Raw genomic sequence first — 16,807 nt, forward strand, 5'->3', positions numbered from 1 at the left:
GAAGGGAGCACGGGGTGGCTCAGGACAAGGCCGCGGCAATCCTGGCCGCACTTGGCGGCGGCGACAACGTGGTGGAGATCGAGCCGTGCATCACGCGGCTCCGCTGCGAGGTCGAAGACGGTTCGAAGATCGACGAAGCGGCCCTGAAGGCCGCCGGGGCGCACGGCGTGATGATGCAGGGCTCCGTCGTGCAGGTCGTCGTCGGCCCGGAGGCGGACACGCTGGCCGAGGACATCGAGGACCTGCGGTGAGCACGGAGGTCGGCAGCCCGGTCGCGGGCCTGGCCACCGCCCTCAGCGAGGTGCCCGACCCGGTCTTCTCGCAGGCCATGGTGGGCCCGGGAGTGGCGGTGCAGCCGTCCGGCGGGCGCGCCGACGCGGTCGCGCCGGTGGCCGGCACGATCGCGACGCTGCACCCGCACGCCTTCGTGGTCGCCTCGCCCGGCGGCGCCGCGGTGCTGGTGCACCTGGGCATCGACACGGTGAAGCTGAAGGGCGAGGGCTTCGAGCTGCACGTCGCCAAGGGCGACGTCGTCGAGGCCGGTCAGCGCATCGTCACCTGGGACCCGTCCGAGGTGGAGTCGCACGGCTACTCGTCGATCTGCCCGGTCATCGCGCTGGACATCGCGCCGGAGGCCCTGGTCGACGTCCGGGAGGACGGCCAGGTAGTCACGGGCGACACCCTGTTCACGGTGGACGCCTGAGCCTCGCGCGGGGCGCGTCAGGTTTTTGGAGCGAACGGCCTGTTCGCCTCGCTAGGTGAGGCGAACAGGCCGTTCGCTCGTTCGCAGCGGGGTTCCCGACACGCGCGGTTTCGCGGATCGGGTGCGCGGGGTTCCGGGGCGGCGCATCGATGCTGGTGCGATGGTCGTGTTGATCGGGATCGCCGGTGGCGCAGCGGGTTTCGGCGCGGGCCGGCTCGGGCGGCTCTTGTTGTGCTCGGCGCGCCGGGGTGTCCGGCCGCCTCGGATGTGGTGCGAGGTGGCGGTGGGTCTGCTGTGGACGGTGGTGGCCGTGCGTGCGGCGACCGGGATGCCGCTGTGGTGGGTGGCGGTGCCGCTGTTGCTCGGCTGGCTCGCGGTGTTGCTGACGGCGTGCGATGTGCTCGCCTCGCGGCTGCCGGATGTGCTGACCCTGCCCGCGTATCCGGTCGCCGCGGTGTTGCTGGCCGTTGCGGCGGTGCACCGGCCGGATGTGCTGCTCGGTGGCGCCGCCGGTGCGGTGGTGTTCGCCGGGACGTATCTGCTGGTGCGCGTGGTGTCGCCGGGGGCGATGGGGCCGGGTGATGTGAAGCTGGCGGGCAGCCTCGGCGCCGTGGTGGGCGCGGTCTCGTTGCCCGCGGTGCTGTTCGTGATGGCGGCTGCGGCGGCGTTGACGCTGGTCGCGGCCTTCTGGGCGAGGATCGGCGGCGTCCCGCACGGCCCCGCCATGCTCGCCCCGGCCTGGCTCGTGACGGCCTTCGCACCGTGGCCGTGAGCGGGCGGAACTCCTGGGCCGGGTCGCCGCTGCTCACCACGGTTGTGCGCCTCCCAGGCTGCTTGGGGCGTGGTGGAGTCTGGAAACGAGCTTCCGCAGGACCCCGGGCGGGTTCAGTCTGGACTGAACGTGGCAGGATCTATGTGTGCTGCGTTGGATGACCGCTGGAGAATCGCATGGCCCCGCCCTGGTGGCGGTGCTGGAAGGCATGGTGGCCGGTGTCGAGGTGACCTCCACCGACATCGCGACCCAGTTGGAGCGGCGCAAACTCGGGTTTGGCCGCAGCCCCCGGATGAACTTCGAGGCCGATGAGCTCGAGCTGATCGGCGGCATCCGGCACGGGCGGACCCAGGGCGGCCCGGTCGCGATCCGCATCGGCAACACCGAGTGGCCCAAGTGGGAGCAGGTGATGGCCGCCGACCCGGTCGACGAGGACGTGCTGTCGTCGCTGGCCCGCAACGCGCCGCTGACCCGCCCCCGGCCCGGGCACGCCGACCTCGCCGGGATGCAGAAGTACGGCTTCGAAGAGGCCCGGCCGGTCCTGGAGCGCGCGAGCGCCCGCGAGACCGCCGCCCGCGTCGCCGTCGGCACCGTCGCCCGGCAGTTCCTGCGGCAGCTGCTCGGCGTGGAGATCGTCAGCCACGTCATCAGCCTCGGCGGCGTCGACGCCACGCACGACGTGCTGCCCGGCCCGGACGACCTGGACGCCATCGACGACAACCCGGTGCGCGCCTTCGGCGACGACGCCACCGAGAAGATGATGGCCGAGGTCGACGCGGCGAAGAAGGACGGCGACACCCTCGGCGGCGTCGTCGAGGTCATCGCCTACGGGCTGCCCCCGGGCATCGGCTCCCACGTGCACTGGGACCGCAAGCTCGACGCGCGGCTGGCCGGCGCGCTGATGAGCATCCAGGCGATCAAGGGTGTCGAGATCGGCGAGGGCTTCGCCAACGCGCACCGGCGCGGCAGCGCGGCGCACGACGAGATCTACCCCGACCAGGGCGCCAAGTGGGTCCGGCGGGACAGCAACCGGGCCGGCGGCCTGGAGGGCGGTATCACCAACGGCGAGCCGCTGATCGTCCGCGCCGCCAAGAAGCCGATCTCCAGCCTGCCGCGGGCACTGGCCACTGTGGACATGGTGACCGGCGAGCCGGCGCAGGCGATGCACCAGCGCTCCGACATCACGGCGGTGCCGCGCGCCGCGGTCGTCGCCGAGACCATGGTCGCGCTGGTCCTCGCGGAGGCCGTGCTGGAGAAGTTCGGCGGCGACTCGCTGCCGGAGACCCGCCGCAACGTCGAGGGCTACCTGGCCTCGCTGCGCGAGCGCGCCGAGAAGCGGCAGGTGCGGTGATGGCCCCGCGCGCCGTGGTGATCGGCCCGCCGGGCGCGGGCAAGACGACGATCGGCCGGCTGCTGGCGCAGCACCTGGACGTGGCGTTCCGGGACACCGACGACGACATCGTGCGGACCGCGGGCCAGCCCATCTCCGACATCTTCGCCAACGACGGCGAGCCCGTTTTCCGCGCCATGGAAGAGGAAGCGGTCGCCACGGCGCTGCGCGAGCACGACGGCGTGCTGGCGCTCGGCGGCGGCTCGGTGCTGTCCGAGCTCACCCGCGAGCGGCTGGCCGGGCACCCGGTCGTCTTCCTGTCGGTGGGTCTGGCCGAGGGCGCCAAGCGCGTCGGGCTGTCCACCGCGCGACCGCTGCTGGCCGGCGTGAACCCGCGCGCCACCTTCAAGGCGCTGCTGGACGCGCGGCTGCCCATCTACCGCTCGGTGGCGTCCGTCGAGATCGCCACCGACCACGTGACGACCGGCGAGATCGTGGAGCAGGTCGTCGCCGCGCTCGCCGCGAGCAGCACTCGATCGAGTTGATCATGCGGTGGTGCCTGCGTCGGGGACCCCGGACCGAGACGGAATCCGAGGTCCGGCGACCGGCACCACCGAGCCATACGTTCTCCGAGAAGGGACGATGATGACCGAGCCGGTGCGGATCAGGGTGGCCAGCCAGCAGCCCTACGACGTGGTGGTCGGCCGGGGACTGCTCGGCGAGCTCGTCGACTTCCTGCGCGACGCATCGGTGGTGGCGCTGGTGCACCAGCCCACCATCACCAACACCGTGGAAGCCGTGCGTGACGAGCTGGCCGCGGCCGGCGTGGACGCGCACCGCGTGGAGATCCCGGACGCCGAAGACGGCAAGAGCCTGCAGGTGGCCGGGTTCTGCTGGGAGGTCCTCGGCAAGGTCGGCATGGACCGCAACGGCGTCGTGGTGTCCTTCGGCGGCGGTGCGGTCACCGACCTCGCCGGGTTCGTCGCCGGGACCTGGATGCGCGGGGTGCGCGTGGTGCACGTGCCGACGACGCTGCTGGGCATGGTGGACGCCGCGGTCGGCGGCAAGGCCGGCATCAACACCGACGCGGGCAAGAACCTCGTCGGCTTGTTCCACGAGCCGAGCCTGGTGCTGGCCGACCTGGCGACGCTGGAGGGCCTGCCGCGCAACGAGCTCGTCGCCGGCATGGCCGAGATCGTCAAGGCGGGCTTCATCGCCGACCCGGAGATCCTGCGCCTCATCGAGGCCGACCCGGCGACGGCGACCGACCCGGCCGGCGATGTGCTGGGCGAGCTGGTGCGCCGGTCGATCCAGGTCAAGGCCGACGTGGTCGCCGCGGACCTGAAGGAATCGCACCTGCGCGAGGTGCTCAACTACGGCCACACCCTGGCCCACGCCATCGAGCGCCGCGAGCGCTACCGCTGGCGGCACGGCGCGGCGGTCAGCGTCGGGCTGGTGTTCGCCGCGGAGCTGGCGCGGCTCGCCGGACGGCTGGACGACGAGACCGCCGACCGGCACAAGCGGGTCCTCGACCTGCTCGGCCTGCCCACCAGCTACGACCCGGACGCGCTCGGCCAGCTGCTGGAGGGGATGCGGGTGGACAAGAAGACCCGGTCCGGGGTGCTGCGGTTCGTCGTCCTGGACGGCCTCGCCAAGCCCGGCCGCCTGGAGGGCCCGGACCCGTCGCTGATCGCCGCCGCGTACTCGGCGGTCACCGGCGGCGAGGCCAAGTCGGGCTCGGAGGTGCTGCTGTGAAGGTGCTCGTCCTCAACGGGCCGAACCTCGGTCGGCTGGGCAAGCGGGAGCCGTCGGTCTACGGCAGCACGACCTACGCCGACCTGGTCGGGATGTGCGAGCGCGCGGGCGCGGAGCTGGGCGTCGAGGTGGAGGTCCGGCAGACCGACCACGAGGGCGAGATGGTCCAGTGGTTGCACGAGGCCGCCGACGAGCAGTGGCCGGTGGTGCTCAACGCGGGCGCGTGGACCCACTACTCGATCGCGGTGCGCGATGCCGCGGCGCAGCTCGCCGCCGACCTGATCGAGCTGCACATCTCCAACGTGCACAAGCGCGAGGAGTTCCGGCACGTCAGCTACCTGTCGGCGGTCTCCACCGCCGTCATCGCGGGGCTCGGTGTCGAGGGCTACCCGCTGGCCATCCGCTGGCTGGCCGACAAGGCGCGCAGCTAGTTCGCCTGGTCCGGGTCGTGAGTGCTTTGGGCTGCCACAGCGATCCAGAACACTCGCGAACCGGACGCGCCTCGGCCCGTTCGGGATCTAAGTTGGGTGCAGGTGCCCTTCACCTCGGTGTTGGCGCGGGTCTGGGGGGAGCGTCGGTGCGGATTCGGATCGGGCTGCGCTGGTCGGGCGCGTTGGCCGCGGTTGCGCTGCTGGCGGGCTGCACGCAGGTCGAGGGCGCGCCCGGGCCGTCGCCGCAGGTGGAGAAGCGGGCCGAGGCGCCGGAGGCGCCGGTCGAGCTGGCGGTCGGCGGCGAGCGCGGCAGCGCCGGGGTGGTGGCGGCGGGCGGGATGCCCGCGCCGTACAACTACGGCCCGACCGTGCTGGTGGAGGGCGGGAAGTACCGCACCTGGTGGTGCAGCCAGCTGCCCGGGGTCGGCCCGCCCGGTGACGACATCCTGACGGCCGAGTCGGGCAGCCCCGACGGCCCGTTCCTCGCCGCCGGCGGCGCGCCCGCGGTGCCGGTCTTCACCGGCCAGCCCGGCGCGTTCGACGGCATGCACACCTGCGATCCGTCGGTGCTGCGCGTCGACGGCCGCTACTACCTGTACTACACCGGCGCGGCGGGGGATCACGCGCACGGCAACGCCATCGGCGTGGCCAGCAGCGAGGACGGCCTGGCCTGGCGGCGGGAGGCCGGTGGCAGGCCGATCGTCCTGGCTTCCCGCGAGGTGAACCGGGAGAACGTCTACGGCGCGGGCCAGCCGTCCGCGCTGTACCTGGACGGCTGGTTCTACCTGATGTTCACCGACACCACGGCGTCCGGCGCGGGCTGGAACGGCGCGGGCCAGTTCGTGCTCCGCGCGCGCAATCCCGAGTTCACCGACCAGCTGCAGGCGTTGACGGAGCAGGGTTTCCAGCCGGCGGGCGCGCAGCGTTCGCGTTCGGTGGTGGACGCCTTCAGCGCGGACTGGATGTGGGTTCCGGCGCTGGACGCGTTCGCGATCGCCCACCAGACCTCGGCGGGCACCACGATCACCTTCTGGGACCGGGATTTCACCCGCCACCCCTACGAACCGGTGGTCGTGCCCGGACCCTGGCGGGAGGGCCCGGGCCTGGTCCGCAGCCCCGACGGGCACGCTCCCACGTCCACAGCGGATCCGTGCGGCACGGTGCCGGTGGACGTTCTCCGCGCCACCGCGGAGTTTCCGTCGCCGACCGATATCCGCCACTTCGGCATCGACGTCTCCGGCGCCGACGGGTGCCGGTCGACCGCGCGGGCCGCGACGGTCCTCGACGGGTTCGCGGTGCCGTCCCCGGCCCGCACCGTGGACGTGGTGCGGGGCGGCCAGCGGGTCCGCGTCGAGCGCCGCTCCGTCGCCGAGCAGCTGGTCACGAGGGTTCTCGACGAGCGGGTGCCCGCGCTGGACGAGCTCCCGGTGGCAGGCACCATCCGTTCCGCGGCGCCCGCCCTGCGGTCCCCGCAGGGCGCTGTCGGCCTGCTCGACGACAAGGGTCGACTGTGGACGGTGACCGCGGAGGTGGCGGCCGCCAACGGCTCGTCGATCACCGACGTCTCCCAGCAGGAGTGGGACGCGCGCGCCCCGGCCGGCGACCTCCGCCGCTGATCAGCGCCCGGCGGCCAGGTCCGCGACCCGCAGGTCGGTCAGGAACATGCATCCGGGCGCGTGCGTGATCGCCAGCTCCGGGCGCACCTCGGCGAGCACCGCCTGCGGGGTGACACCGCAGGCCCAGAACACCGGGAGCTCGTCGGCTTCGAGCGGCATCGGGTCGCCCCAGTCCGGTGTGGACGGATCGGCGATGCCGATCTCCGCCGGGTCGCCGACGTGCAGCGGCGCGCCGTGCGCGAACGGCAGCTCGGCCGTCACGGCGACGGCGCGATCGACCTCGGAGCGCCTGATCGCCCGCATGGACACCACCACCGGCCCGTGGAACCGGCCGACCGGCCGGCAGCGCAGCGACGTGCGGAACATCGGCACGTTGCCGCCCGTTTCCAGGTGGCGCAACCGAACCCCGGCCGCGAGCAGCCGTTCTTCCGCGCTGAAGCTGCAACCGAGCAGGAAGGCGACGAAATCGTCGCGCCAGAGCTCGCGCACGGAGTCCACTTCGGACTCGACGATGCCGTGCCGGTGCACCCGGTACTTCGGCAGGTCCGTGCGGAGGTCGGCGTGCGGCGCCACCCGCAGCCGGTCCGCGACCCCGGGCTCGGTGGCCTCCAGCAGTGGCAGCGGCTGCGGGTTCTGCCTACAGAACTCCGCGAACTCGTCCGCGAGCTCGCCAGGGAGAACGGCCAGGTTCGCCTGCACGTAGCCGGCGCACAGGCCGGTCGTGACGGCGCTCCAGGCTCCGGCCCGGATGCTCTCCCGCGCTGCCGCCGGCGTGGATTCCGCTGTGATGGAAGGCATTTCGGCACCCTTCAGTCGAGGTCGGCGTCGCGGGTTTCCGGGCCGCGCAGCGCGCCGATCGCGGTCAGCACCCCGCCCAGCACGATCAGCACGATCGGCGTGTACTCGTACGGCATGAGGCGAGTCAGGCCGAGCATGTAGAAGGCGTAGAACCCGGGGATGATCACGGCGAGGCTGTAGCCGATCCCGTAGCCGGAGGCGCGGACGCCGGTGGCGAAGCGCTCGATGATGTAGGTCGAGACGATTCCCCACGGCGACACGGTGAGCACCAGCGCGGCCGTCGCGTAGACCATCACCAGCAGCGTGCTCCCGTCACCTGCGGCCGCGCCGATGGCCTCGCGGACCATCGCGACGAACGCGAGCGGTGCCAGCAGCACCGTCCAGATCCCGGAGAGGACGAGCATGCGGCGCCGTCCGAAGCGCTGGCCCAGCTGCGCCATCACCAGGTAGCCCACGGCGACGAAGACGTTCGCGACGAGCAGGCCGGTGTTCACCTCGGTGCTCGGCAGCCCGATGACCGCGGACAGCAGCGCGGGTGTCGCCGACAGCGTGGCCTGGACGGTGAACCACATGCCGGTCATCAGCAACAGCACCTGCAGCAGCTTGCGCCGGTGCTCGCCGGTGAGCAGTTCTCGCAGCGGCGACTTCGGCTTCTCCGCCCCCTGGACCCGCTTGAACGCGGCGGATTCCTCGACCTTCCGGTAGTAGAGCAGGAACCAGGCGGACAGCGCCGCGCCGACGAAGAACGGGATGCGCCAACCCCATTGCACGTAAGGGGAATCCGGGCTGCCGGCCGGGGCGAACTGGAAGGTGATCGCGACGACGATCGAGATCGCGATGTAGCCCAGCGGGTAGGAGGCCGCGATCATGCCGCCGACCAGGCCGCGCAGGCGCTTCGGGCTGGCCTCCATCGCGAGCGGGTTCGCGCTGGAGTACTCGCCGCCCATGAACACGCCGCCGACGAACCGCAGCAGCAGCACCAGGATGATCGACAGCCAGCCGATCGTGGCGTAGCCGGGCAGCAGGCCCATCAGCAGGGTGCAGGCGCCGGCGCCGGCGACCGCGATCAGGGTGGCCCGGCGGCGGCCGGTGATGTCCGCGATCCGGCCGAAGATGATGGCCCCGACGGGCCGGCCGATCAGGGTGAGCGCGAGCGTCACGTAGGACAGCGTGGCCGCGACGGAGGCCGGGGTGTGCTGGGCCTGGAAGTAGGCGATGGCGGGGGTCAAGGCCACTACCGGCAGGTAGATGTCGAAGTAGTCGACGAAGAATCCGAAGCAGGCACCCTTCACGGCGCGCTTCGCCGGTGGGCTCAGCCGTTGCTGCTCGGGATCGTTCGTGCGGTCGGAGAGATCAGTGGGCATGGGGGAGCGCTCCTTGGCTCGGGCGAGCGAGGCGTGGCGCTTGCGCCGGTGTCGCGGACCGAGTTGGTCCGGTGTGGACAGTCGACGCTCCGGTGTGCTCGCGGGGCGGCCGCGAGTGGCCCGACTTTAAGAGTTCGTCAGACGATAATCAAGGCGTGCCGCGTCATCGGCCCGCTGTTCGTCAGTCGATGAAGTGGTTCTGCAGCGCTTCTTCGGCGTCGACGAGGTAGGCGTCCAGCAGTGTCGCCGCGCCCTCCACGTCGCCGGAGCGCAGCGCGTCGGCGATCTCCTCGTTGCGCTTGAGGAACGCCGAGTGGAACACCTGGGTGTCCTTCATGTGCGCGTAGGCGAGCCGGAACTCGGCGAGGATCTCGCCGACCACCGCGTCCAGCCGCGCGCTGCCGGCCAGCGCGACGAGCGCCTCGTGGAACCTGATGCTGGCCGCCGCGACGTCGTCCCAGCGGCCCTTCTCGGCGGCCTCGCGGCCGTCGGAGATCGCGGCGGAAAGCCGGCGCAGCCCGGCGGGTTCGAGGCTGCGGATGTGCCGTAGGGCAGCACATTCGATGACCCGGCGCACCTCGTAGAGGTCGGTGACGTCCTGTCGCGAGAGCTGCCGGACGAAGACGCCGCGGCTGAGCTCGTGGACCAGCAGCCGCTCCCGGATCAGCAGCCGGAACGCCTCGCGCAGCGTGCTGCGGGAGACGCCGTGCGCCTGCTTGACGCGCTCTTCGGACAGCCGCATGCCGGGCACGAGCTCGCCGGCGGCGATCTCGGCGCGCAGCGCGTCGGCGACCCGGCTCGCGGCGCCGCTCGTGTCGCTCACGTCGGTCTCCTCTGTCCGGCCGCGGCGGGCGCGCGCGGTTCGTGCAGTTTACCCGGCGGGCCTCGCGATACCCGCACGGATCGTCTGACGATCCGTTGCCAGATCGTCAGACGATCCGTACTGTCCCGGGTTGCGCTCCCCGTCGAACCGGAGGGTTCCAATGGCAGATTCACGCGCGCTGCGGGTCGGGGTGGACATCGGCGGCACCTTCACCGACCTGGCGGTCCTCGACGACAGCGGGATCGTCGCCGTGGGCAAGGCGCTGACCACCCACCACGAGCCCGCGGCGGCGGTCGAAGCGGTGCTGCGGCAGGCGATCGCGGATCACCGGCTCGACCCGGCCGACATCGCGACCGTCGTGCACGGCACGACCCTGGTGACCAACGCGCTGATCGAGCGCCGCGGCGCCCGCACCGCGCTGCTCACCACCGAAGGCTTCCGCGACGTGGTCGAGATGGGCCGCGAACACCGGTACGAGCTCTACGACCTCGGGCTCGAACTGCCGCGCCCGCTCGTGCCCCGGCACCTGCGGTTCGGCGTGCGGGAACGGGTGCGCGCCGACGGCGCGGTGGTGACGTCGCTGGACGCGGCCGCCGTCAAGCAGCTCGGCGTCGAACTCGCCGCCGCCGGCGTCGAAGCCGTCGCCGTCTGCTTCCTGCACAGCCACACCAACGGCGAGCACGAGCGGCAGGCCAGGGAGATCCTCGAAGCCGCCGCGCCGGAGCTGCGGGTGGCGCTGTCCAGCGAGGTGAACCCGGAGATCCGGGAGTACGAGCGGAGCTCCACCACCCTCGCGAACGTCTACGTGCAGCAACTCGTCGAGGACTACCTCGCGGACCTGCGCGCCCGGCTCGGCGGGCTCGGGGTGCGCACCGATCCGCTGATCATGCTGTCCAACGGCGGCGTCGCGGCGATCGAGGTGGCGCGGCGGTTCCCCATCCGGATGCTGGAGTCGGGACCGGCGGGCGGTGCGCTGGGCGCCGTCGCGTTCGGCCGGACCGCGCGGCGGCCGGACCAGCTGGCCTTCGACATGGGCGGCACCACCGCGAAGCTCTGCATGATCGAGCAGGACCGCCCGCTGATCACTCACACCTTCGAGGTGGACCGGGTGTACCGGCTGCGCGCCGGTTCCGGGCTGCCGGTGCGGGCGCCGGTGATCGACATGATCGAGATCGGCACCGGCGGCGGCTCGATCGCCCGCGTCGACCCGCTCGGCCTGATCACCGTCGGCCCCGACTCGGCGGGCTCGGAACCCGGGCCGGTGAGCTACGGGCGCGGCGGCACGCGGTGCACCGTCACCGATGCGGACGTCGTGCTCGGCTACCTCGACCCGGCCCGGTTCCTGGGCGGCGACATGCCGCTGGACGCGGCGGCCGCCGCGTCGGCGATCCGGGAACAGGTCGCGGACCGGCTGGGCGTGTCCGTCCCGGAGGCGGCGTGGGGCATCCACACCACGGCGAACGAGAACATGGCCAACGCCGCCCGGGTGCACGCCATCGAGCGCGGGCAGGATCCAGGGCGGCTGCCGCTGTTCGTCTCGGGCGGCAACGGGCCGCTGCACGGCCCGGGCGTGGCGCGGGCGCTCGGGTCGCCCTCGATGGTCGCGCCGCCGGCCGCCGGGGTGCTCAGCGCGCTGGGCTTCCTGTCCGCGCCGATGTCGATCGACATCGTCCGGTCCCGGCACGCGCTGCTCGGCGAGATCGGGCTCGACGAGGCGCGGGCGCTGTTCGCGGAGATGGAAAGCGAGGGCGCCGAGGTGCTGACCGCGTCCGGGGTCGCGGCCGCCGACGTCGTCCACGAGCGGACGCTGGAGATGCGGTTCGTCGGGCAGGGCAGCGAGATCGAGGTGCCGGTCCCGCCGGTCGGCGACGGCTGGCGCGACGAGGTGCTGGCGAGCTTCCGGCGGCAGTACGCGCAGCGCTTCGGCACGGTCGCCCCGGCCGGCGTCGAGCCGGAACTGCTCACCTGGCGGGTCACCGCGCGCGGCCCGGAACCGGCCGCCCGGCTCGGCTTCGAGTCCACTTCGGACGGACGAGACGCGTTGATCGGGCACCGCGACGCCTACTTCTCGCCGGACGGCTACGCGCCGACGCCGGTCTACGACCGCTACCGGTTGCGCCCCGGCGCGGTGCTGACCGGGCCCGCGCTCGTGGAGGAGCGGGAAGCGACGCTGCTCGTCCCGCCCGGTGCGCGCTGCACCGTCGAGGCCGACAGCAGCATCTTCGTCGAGTTCGCCGTGGGAGGTTCCCGATGAGCCGCGTCGATCCGGTGCTGGTCGGCCTGGTCGCCAACCGGCTGCACTCGCTGCTCGACGAGCAGCAGGCCGCCCTGGTGCACACCGCGTTCAGCCCGGTGGTGCGCGAATCCCTGGACCTGGCCTGCGCCGTGTTCAACTCGGCGGGGGAGATGGTGGGGCAGTCCAGCGGCGGCACTCCCGGGCACATCAACGCGATGGCCACCGGGATGCGGCACATCGTCGCCGAGCACCCGCCCGAGGTCCTGGCTGACGGCGACGTGCTGATCACCAACGACCCGTGGATGACCTCGGGGCAGATCAACGACATCACCATCGCCACGCCGGTGTTCCGGGGCGGGGCGCTGGTCGCGTGGTTCGCCAGCTGCTGCCACTCGCCGGACATCGGCGGCCGGATCCTGTCCGCGGCGGCCACCGAGGTCTTCGAGGAGGGGCTGCGGCTGCCGATCCTGAAGCTGCGGACCGCGGAGGGTCCTAATAGGACGCTGGAGCGGTTGATCCGGGCGAACGTGCGGACGCCGAACGAGACGATGGGCGACATCTACGCGCAGGTTTCGGCCAACCAGGTCGCCATCCGCAGCCTCGACCGGATGCTGGACGAATTCGGCCTCGACGGCATCGACGAGGTCGCCGCCGAGATCATGCTGCGCTCCGAGCAGGCGCTGCGCGCGGCGCTGCGGGAGATCCCGGACGGCAGGTACTCGGCGAGCATGGACTCGGACGGCTTCGACGGCGACGCGATCCACCTGGCCGTCGAGGTGACCGTCGACGGCGACGCCGTCCGCGTCGACTACGCGGGCTCCTCGCCGCAGTCCCCGCACGGCGTCAACGTGGTGCTCAACTACACCCGGGCGTACACGTCGTTCGCGATCAAGGCGGCGCTGGCGCCGGAGGTGCCGCACAACGCCGGGTCGTTCCGGCCGGTGGAGGTCGTCGCGCCGCGCGGTTCGGTGCTCAACTGCGTCGAACCCGCGCCCGTCGCCTCCCGCCACCTCGTCGGGCACTTCCTGCCCAGCCTGCTCTTCGAGGCGCTCCGCCCGGCCGTGACCGGCGGTCTTCCGGCGGTGAGCGCGGACGCACTGTGGATGACGGTGTGGCGCGGCGCGGGCATCGACGAGCCGCAGCCGTTCACGCTGACGGTCTTCGGCGCGGGCGGGACCGGCGCGCGGCCGGACAAGGACGGGCTGAACACCACGGGTTTCCCGACCGGGGTGCGCGCCGCGCCGACCGAGGTGCTGGAAACCCTGACGCCGCTGGTGCAGTGGCGCCGGGAGCTGCGGCCGGATTCCGGTGGCGCGGGGCGGTTCCGCGGCGGCCTGGGGCAATCGGTGGAGGTGTCGCGGCACGGGCCGCACGGCTGGACCGTGAACGCGAACATCGACCGCGTCGACTTCCCGGCCGTCGGCGCCGAGTCCGGATCTTCTGGCGCGCCAGGGGAATTCGTCGACGCGAGCACCGACCGGGAGCTGCCGCGCAAGCAGCTGGTCCGGCTCGGCGCCGACTCCCGGGTGCGGCTGCGCTTCCCGGGCGGGGGCGGCTACGGCCATCCGGAGGCCCGGCCGGTCGACCGCGTGCTCGACGACGTCGTCAACGGCTACGTGAGCATCGACGCCGCGCGCGAGCTCTACGGCGTGGAGATCGAGTACACCGGCGACCCGGACGCGCTGGTGCGGCCGCCCGACTCCTACCGCGTCCGCAGCTCGACGCCGCGCCGTTGAGGGTGGGGCGTCTTTGGGAAGGCGCCCCACCACGGGCGGATCACCGCTCGCCGGTACCCGCCTCGATGCTCCGCACGGTGAGCTGGTTGCCGGGCAGCTTGTCGTTCGCGCAGCCGGATTCGGAGTAGTCGAACTCGATGAACATCGACGCCGTTTCCTGCGGCGGGTAGATCCGCAGGCCCTTGGCCGGTTCCGGGCGGCAGACGGCGGTCTCGTAGTTCTCGACGGTCGCGAATCCGATCACGGCGGAGGCCTTCTCGCCGGGCCGGAGGGTGATCGCCGGCCCCTTCTCGTCGACCCGGGCGGCGGGCGCGCCGATCTGGTGCCCGTCGTTGCCGCCGACGTAGGACACGCCCGGGAAGCCCTGGATCACGCACTGGTCGCCGCTGGTGTTGGTGAAGATCAGCGGGCGGTAGGCGGTGCCGGCCGCCGCGCCGCCCTTGCCGAACGACAGCTGGAGATCCGTGGCCTTGCAGAGCCCGTTGTCGGGCTTCTGCTCCGGCCGGGAGCTCGCAGAGCCGGCGGCCGGGACCGTGGTTCCCGTCGAGCCGGACTCGGGCGACTCGGCGGGAGCCGAGTTCGCGGGCGGGTCCTGGATGACGGATCCCGGAGCCTGCGCGTCCGATCCGCCGGGGCTGCAGGCCGTCAGCCCGACGGTCAGCGCAGCCGCCGCGACCGCGAGAATCCTCGCTCGGATCATCGATTTCGCCTCTCCGTGCACCAATGTCGGCCGTAGGACGCGTGGTCGCAGGTGAGGTTGCCGGAGTTGTTCGATCTGTGATCAACGGCCGCCGAGGAGCCCGGCGACCAGCCCGCGGGCGTAGGCGGCGTCGAGATCGTTGGGGCGGAACAGGATGCGGTACATCATGGGGGCGACGACGTGGTCGATGACCGCCTCCGTGCCGGGCACGCCCTCGCCGCGTTCGGCCGCGCGGGCGAGGATGACGTCGACCTGCTCGGCCGCGTAGGCCGAGCACTGACCGGCGTTGCTGCCGTCCGGGTCGCCGAGCAGCGCGTCGCGGATGTAGGCGCGGCCCGGGGGAGAGGTCATCTCCTCCAGGAACTGCTCGGCCCAGCCCGTCAGGTCGGCGGCCAGGGCGCCCCGGTCCTCCGGCGGAGCCTCGGGGCGCAGCCGCTCGACCGCCACGTCCGACAGCAACTCCTGCAGATCGCCCCAGCGGCGGTAGATCGTCGACGGCGTGACCCCGGCGCGGGTTGCCACCAGCGGAACAGTCAGCGCGTCCCGGCCCGCCTCGGTCTCGAGCTCGCGCACGGCGTTGTGCACCGCTTCCTGGACCCGGGCGCTGCGTCCGCCCGGACGCACCATCGGCTTCCTGCTCATGGCCCAACCTTAAGAGACGATTTCAGATTGGATTTGCGTGGCGGTGCGGGAAGCGGAACCTCAGACGCCGTCTGGACTGTGGGATCCCCGACTTACGTATGACCAATACGCGGCTTCGGGGCTGTCCTCGCCAAGAGCCCAGGGGCGGGCCGCTGTCTGAGAACCCGCGGCGGTGCAAGCTGAGTCCCACACCGCATGCGGCTGACGCCGCATGCTGAAAAGCCCTTAAAACAAGATCGTTGCTTCTAGCGGCGTCTAGGCCACCGGCGCGAGCTCGCGGGCGGGCTCGGTCTGCTCGTACGCGTGCCCGACCCGGAGGAGCAGGGCCTCCGCGAAGGGCTTCCCGAGCAGCTGCATGCCGATCGGCATGCCCGCCCCATCGCGCCCGACCGGCACGGACAGCGAGGGCGCCCCGGTGACGTTGGCGGGAGCGGACAGGCGCACGTAGGCGTCGGAGGCGGTCTCGCTCGTGCCATCGGGCCAGGTGATCGACCCCGCATCGGCGCGCACGGCGGTCACCGGCACCGTCGGCGCGGCGATCACGTCCACCTCCTCCATCATGCGCGCCCATTCCTGGCGCATCAGCGTCTGCGCGCGCTGGGCGCGCAGGTAGTCGGCGGCGGGCATCAGGGCGCCGGCTTCGAGGAGGATGCGCACATCGGGCCCGTAGGCGTCCGGGGCCGTCCGCAGGGTCTGCTCGTGGTACGCGGCGGCCTCGGGGACCATCAGGCCCCAGTGCGTCGCCTGGATGTAGCGCGTCATCGGGATCTCGACCTCGACGGGCCGGGCGCCGAGGCTCGCGAGGCGGTCGATGGCCTGCCGGACCGCGGCCTCGACCTCCGGGGCGACCCGGTCGAAGTAGTGGTTGCGCGGCACGCCGACGCGCAGGCCGGTCAGGTCGGTTCCGGCGAGCTCGCCGGGGTCGCGCCCGGCGAGGGTGGCCAGTACCAGGGCCGCGTCCTCGACGGTGCGGGTGATGGGGCCGACGTGGTCCAGGGACCAGGACAGCGACGTGACGCCGCGCCGGGGCACGAGGCCGTACGTCGGCTTGAGGCCGACCACCCCGTTCAGCGCGGCCGGCACCCGGATCGATCCGCCGGTGTCGGTGCCCAGGGCGAACGTCGCCGCGCCCGCCGCGACCGCGACGGCCGACCCGCCGCTGGAACCCCCGGCGATCCGCTCCTGGTCCCAGGCGTTGTTCGTCTGCGGCGTGATCAGCCCGTAGGCGAACTCGTGGGTGTGGGTCTTGCCGAGCAGGACGGCGCCTGCCGCCGCCAGGCGTGCGGCGACGGTGCTGTCGGCGTCCGCGCGGTGACCGGCCCGCGCCCGGGAACTCGCGGTGGTCGCCGTGCCCGCGACGTCGATGAGGTCCTTGAGCCCCATGGGAATTCCGCGCAGCGGACCCTGGAATCGGTCGGCCGCGCGCGCCTCCTGGCGCGCTCGATCCGCCAGCACCGAGACGTAGGCTTGCAGGCGAGGCTCGACCTGCTCGATGCGGCCGAGCACCGAGTCCACCAGTTCGACGGGCGACAGCCGCCCGGCCCGCATCTCCGCGGCGGCGGCCGCGACGGTCAGCTCATACGGCTGCATCGTGCGGCTCCTCGTCTGCGTGGTGGGCGGGCGCGGTGTCCCCGAAGTCCAGCTCCCGCAGGATCGAGACCACGGAGTGGATGTGTTCGGCCGTGGCCGCGACCGCGGCGTGGCGGTCGGCCGCCAGCGGGAGCCCGGAGCGGTCGGCCCAACGGGCGGCCTCCGGCGGCGTGAGTCCAGCGGTGGACATGGGGGGTGTCCTCCTGTCGAATAAAAGCTAACCGTTTGCGTTAGCTGACTGTAGGGCCTATCGTGACTTAAAGCAAACAGATAGCTTTTAGTCGACGGCCCGCGATCGGGCCGACGGAGGA

At 72.5% G+C, this 16,807-nt stretch carries 17 protein-coding genes; 10 read left to right on the plus strand and 7 right to left on the minus strand.

Annotation, left to right across the window (positions count from 1 at the left end; translation table 11 throughout):
* Nucleotides 1–14 precede the first annotated feature (14 nt).
* The 8 genes from BLW84_RS36555 (at nucleotide 15) to BLW84_RS36590 (ending at nucleotide 6,607) form a co-directional block, all read left to right on the plus strand.
* Nucleotides 15–251: a PTS sugar transporter subunit IIB gene (locus tag BLW84_RS36555; RefSeq protein WP_093275268.1), complete on the plus strand. Its 237-nt coding sequence runs from the start codon at nucleotides 15–17 to the stop codon at nucleotides 249–251.
* On the plus strand, nucleotides 248–703 hold the full coding sequence (locus BLW84_RS36560) for a PTS sugar transporter subunit IIA (protein WP_093275269.1): 456 nt from the start codon (nucleotides 248–250) through the stop codon (nucleotides 701–703). The genes BLW84_RS36555 and BLW84_RS36560 overlap by 4 nt, the downstream gene beginning before the upstream one ends.
* Nucleotides 704–863: 160 nt before the next feature.
* The gene (locus BLW84_RS36565; protein WP_093275272.1) at nucleotides 864–1,475 is read left to right on the plus strand and encodes a prepilin peptidase; all 612 of its coding nucleotides are present in this window, start codon (nucleotides 864–866) and stop codon (nucleotides 1,473–1,475) included.
* 145 nt (nucleotides 1,476–1,620) lie between these two features.
* Entirely contained in the window at nucleotides 1,621–2,826 is a 1,206-nt protein-coding gene (gene aroC / locus BLW84_RS36570) for a chorismate synthase (RefSeq protein WP_093275274.1), read from the plus strand.
* Nucleotides 2,826–3,350 (plus strand): shikimate kinase, encoded by a 525-nt coding sequence (locus BLW84_RS36575; RefSeq protein ID WP_093275276.1) that lies wholly within the window; start codon nucleotides 2,826–2,828, stop codon nucleotides 3,348–3,350. The genes aroC and BLW84_RS36575 overlap by 1 nt, the downstream gene beginning before the upstream one ends.
* 100 nt (nucleotides 3,351–3,450) lie before the next feature.
* Nucleotides 3,451–4,560, plus strand: coding sequence for a 3-dehydroquinate synthase (gene aroB / locus BLW84_RS36580; RefSeq protein WP_093275279.1), 1,110 nt, complete (start codon nucleotides 3,451–3,453; stop codon nucleotides 4,558–4,560).
* Complete coding sequence (aroQ, locus tag BLW84_RS36585) at nucleotides 4,557–4,991, plus strand: type II 3-dehydroquinate dehydratase (RefSeq protein WP_093275281.1); 435 nt, start codon at nucleotides 4,557–4,559, stop codon at nucleotides 4,989–4,991. The genes aroB and aroQ overlap by 4 nt, the downstream gene beginning before the upstream one ends.
* A gap of 338 nt (nucleotides 4,992–5,329) precedes the next feature.
* Nucleotides 5,330–6,607, plus strand: coding sequence for a glycoside hydrolase family protein (locus BLW84_RS36590; protein ID WP_425441809.1), 1,278 nt, complete (start codon nucleotides 5,330–5,332; stop codon nucleotides 6,605–6,607).
* Here BLW84_RS36590 and BLW84_RS36595 read toward each other — a convergent pair whose 3' ends face one another.
* The 3 genes from BLW84_RS36595 to BLW84_RS36605 all read right to left on the minus strand — a co-directional run bounded on the left by BLW84_RS36595 (nucleotide 6,608) and on the right by BLW84_RS36605 (nucleotide 9,592).
* Complete coding sequence (locus BLW84_RS36595) at nucleotides 6,608–7,405, minus strand: putative hydro-lyase (protein ID WP_093275283.1); 798 nt, start codon at nucleotides 7,403–7,405, stop codon at nucleotides 6,608–6,610.
* An 11-nt stretch (nucleotides 7,406–7,416) separates the two neighbouring features.
* Nucleotides 7,417–8,769 (minus strand): MFS transporter, encoded by a 1,353-nt coding sequence (locus BLW84_RS36600; protein ID WP_093275285.1) that lies wholly within the window; start codon nucleotides 8,767–8,769, stop codon nucleotides 7,417–7,419.
* Between the two features lie 181 nt (nucleotides 8,770–8,950).
* Nucleotides 8,951–9,592 carry a GntR family transcriptional regulator gene (locus BLW84_RS36605; RefSeq protein ID WP_218157616.1) on the minus strand — a complete coding sequence of 214 codons (642 nt, stop codon included), beginning with the start codon at nucleotides 9,590–9,592 and terminating at the stop codon, nucleotides 8,951–8,953.
* A gap of 160 nt (nucleotides 9,593–9,752) precedes the next feature.
* Here BLW84_RS36605 and BLW84_RS36610 point away from each other — a divergent pair, with 160 nt between their 5' ends.
* Both BLW84_RS36610 and BLW84_RS36615 read left to right on the plus strand, forming a co-directional pair.
* Entirely contained in the window at nucleotides 9,753–11,846 is a 2,094-nt protein-coding gene (locus BLW84_RS36610; RefSeq protein ID WP_093275287.1) for a hydantoinase/oxoprolinase family protein, read from the plus strand.
* A complete protein-coding gene (locus tag BLW84_RS36615; RefSeq protein ID WP_093275289.1) occupies nucleotides 11,843–13,564 on the plus strand; it encodes a hydantoinase B/oxoprolinase family protein in 1,722 nt (573 codons plus the stop codon). Before BLW84_RS36610 ends, BLW84_RS36615 begins: the two co-directional genes overlap by 4 nt.
* 40 nt (nucleotides 13,565–13,604) lie before the next feature.
* Here the strand turns inward: BLW84_RS36615 and BLW84_RS36620 are convergent, their stop codons facing one another.
* The 4 genes from BLW84_RS36620 to BLW84_RS36635 all read right to left on the minus strand — a co-directional run bounded on the left by BLW84_RS36620 (nucleotide 13,605) and on the right by BLW84_RS36635 (nucleotide 16,686).
* The gene (locus BLW84_RS36620; protein ID WP_093275292.1) at nucleotides 13,605–14,264 is read right to left on the minus strand and encodes a DUF4232 domain-containing protein; all 660 of its coding nucleotides are present in this window, start codon (nucleotides 14,262–14,264) and stop codon (nucleotides 13,605–13,607) included.
* 81 nt (nucleotides 14,265–14,345) lie between these two features.
* Entirely contained in the window at nucleotides 14,346–14,906 is a 561-nt protein-coding gene (locus tag BLW84_RS36625; RefSeq protein WP_093275294.1) for a TetR/AcrR family transcriptional regulator, read from the minus strand.
* Nucleotides 14,907–15,161: 255 nt separating this feature from the next.
* A complete protein-coding gene (locus BLW84_RS36630) occupies nucleotides 15,162–16,496 on the minus strand; it encodes an amidase (RefSeq protein ID WP_093275297.1) in 1,335 nt (444 codons plus the stop codon).
* Nucleotides 16,483–16,686 carry a hypothetical protein gene (locus tag BLW84_RS36635; RefSeq protein WP_093275298.1) on the minus strand — a complete coding sequence of 68 codons (204 nt, stop codon included), beginning with the start codon at nucleotides 16,684–16,686 and terminating at the stop codon, nucleotides 16,483–16,485. The genes BLW84_RS36630 and BLW84_RS36635 overlap by 14 nt, the downstream gene beginning before the upstream one ends.
* Nucleotides 16,687–16,807: the final 121 nt, after the last annotated feature.

This window comes from Saccharopolyspora shandongensis, from assembly GCF_900106995.1.
Lineage (GTDB): Bacteria > Actinomycetota > Actinomycetes > Mycobacteriales > Pseudonocardiaceae > Saccharopolyspora > Saccharopolyspora shandongensis.

Bases quoted from the DNA above. Each gene is read 5' to 3' on its own strand.
- BLW84_RS36600 (WP_093275285.1), bottom strand. From the start codon at position 8,769: ATGCCCACTGATCTCTCCGACCGCACGAACGATCCCGAGCAGCAACGG.
- BLW84_RS36590 (WP_425441809.1), top strand. From the start codon at position 5,330: ATGCCCGCGCCGTACAACTACGGCCCGACCGTGCTGGTGGAGGGCGGG.
- BLW84_RS36630 (WP_093275297.1), bottom strand. From the start codon at position 16,496: ATGCAGCCGTATGAGCTGACCGTCGCGGCCGCCGCCGCGGAGATGCGG.
- BLW84_RS36575 (WP_093275276.1), top strand. From the start codon at position 2,826: ATGGCCCCGCGCGCCGTGGTGATCGGCCCGCCGGGCGCGGGCAAGACG.
- aroB (WP_093275279.1), top strand. From the start codon at position 3,451: ATGACCGAGCCGGTGCGGATCAGGGTGGCCAGCCAGCAGCCCTACGAC.
- BLW84_RS36565 (WP_093275272.1), top strand. From the start codon at position 864: ATGGTCGTGTTGATCGGGATCGCCGGTGGCGCAGCGGGTTTCGGCGCG.
- BLW84_RS36625 (WP_093275294.1), bottom strand. From the start codon at position 14,906: ATGAGCAGGAAGCCGATGGTGCGTCCGGGCGGACGCAGCGCCCGGGTC.
- BLW84_RS36595 (WP_093275283.1), bottom strand. From the start codon at position 7,405: ATGCCTTCCATCACAGCGGAATCCACGCCGGCGGCAGCGCGGGAGAGC.
- BLW84_RS36610 (WP_093275287.1), top strand. From the start codon at position 9,753: ATGGCAGATTCACGCGCGCTGCGGGTCGGGGTGGACATCGGCGGCACC.
- BLW84_RS36635 (WP_093275298.1), bottom strand. From the start codon at position 16,686: ATGTCCACCGCTGGACTCACGCCGCCGGAGGCCGCCCGTTGGGCCGAC.
- BLW84_RS36615 (WP_093275289.1), top strand. From the start codon at position 11,843: ATGAGCCGCGTCGATCCGGTGCTGGTCGGCCTGGTCGCCAACCGGCTG.
- BLW84_RS36620 (WP_093275292.1), bottom strand. From the start codon at position 14,264: ATGATCCGAGCGAGGATTCTCGCGGTCGCGGCGGCTGCGCTGACCGTC.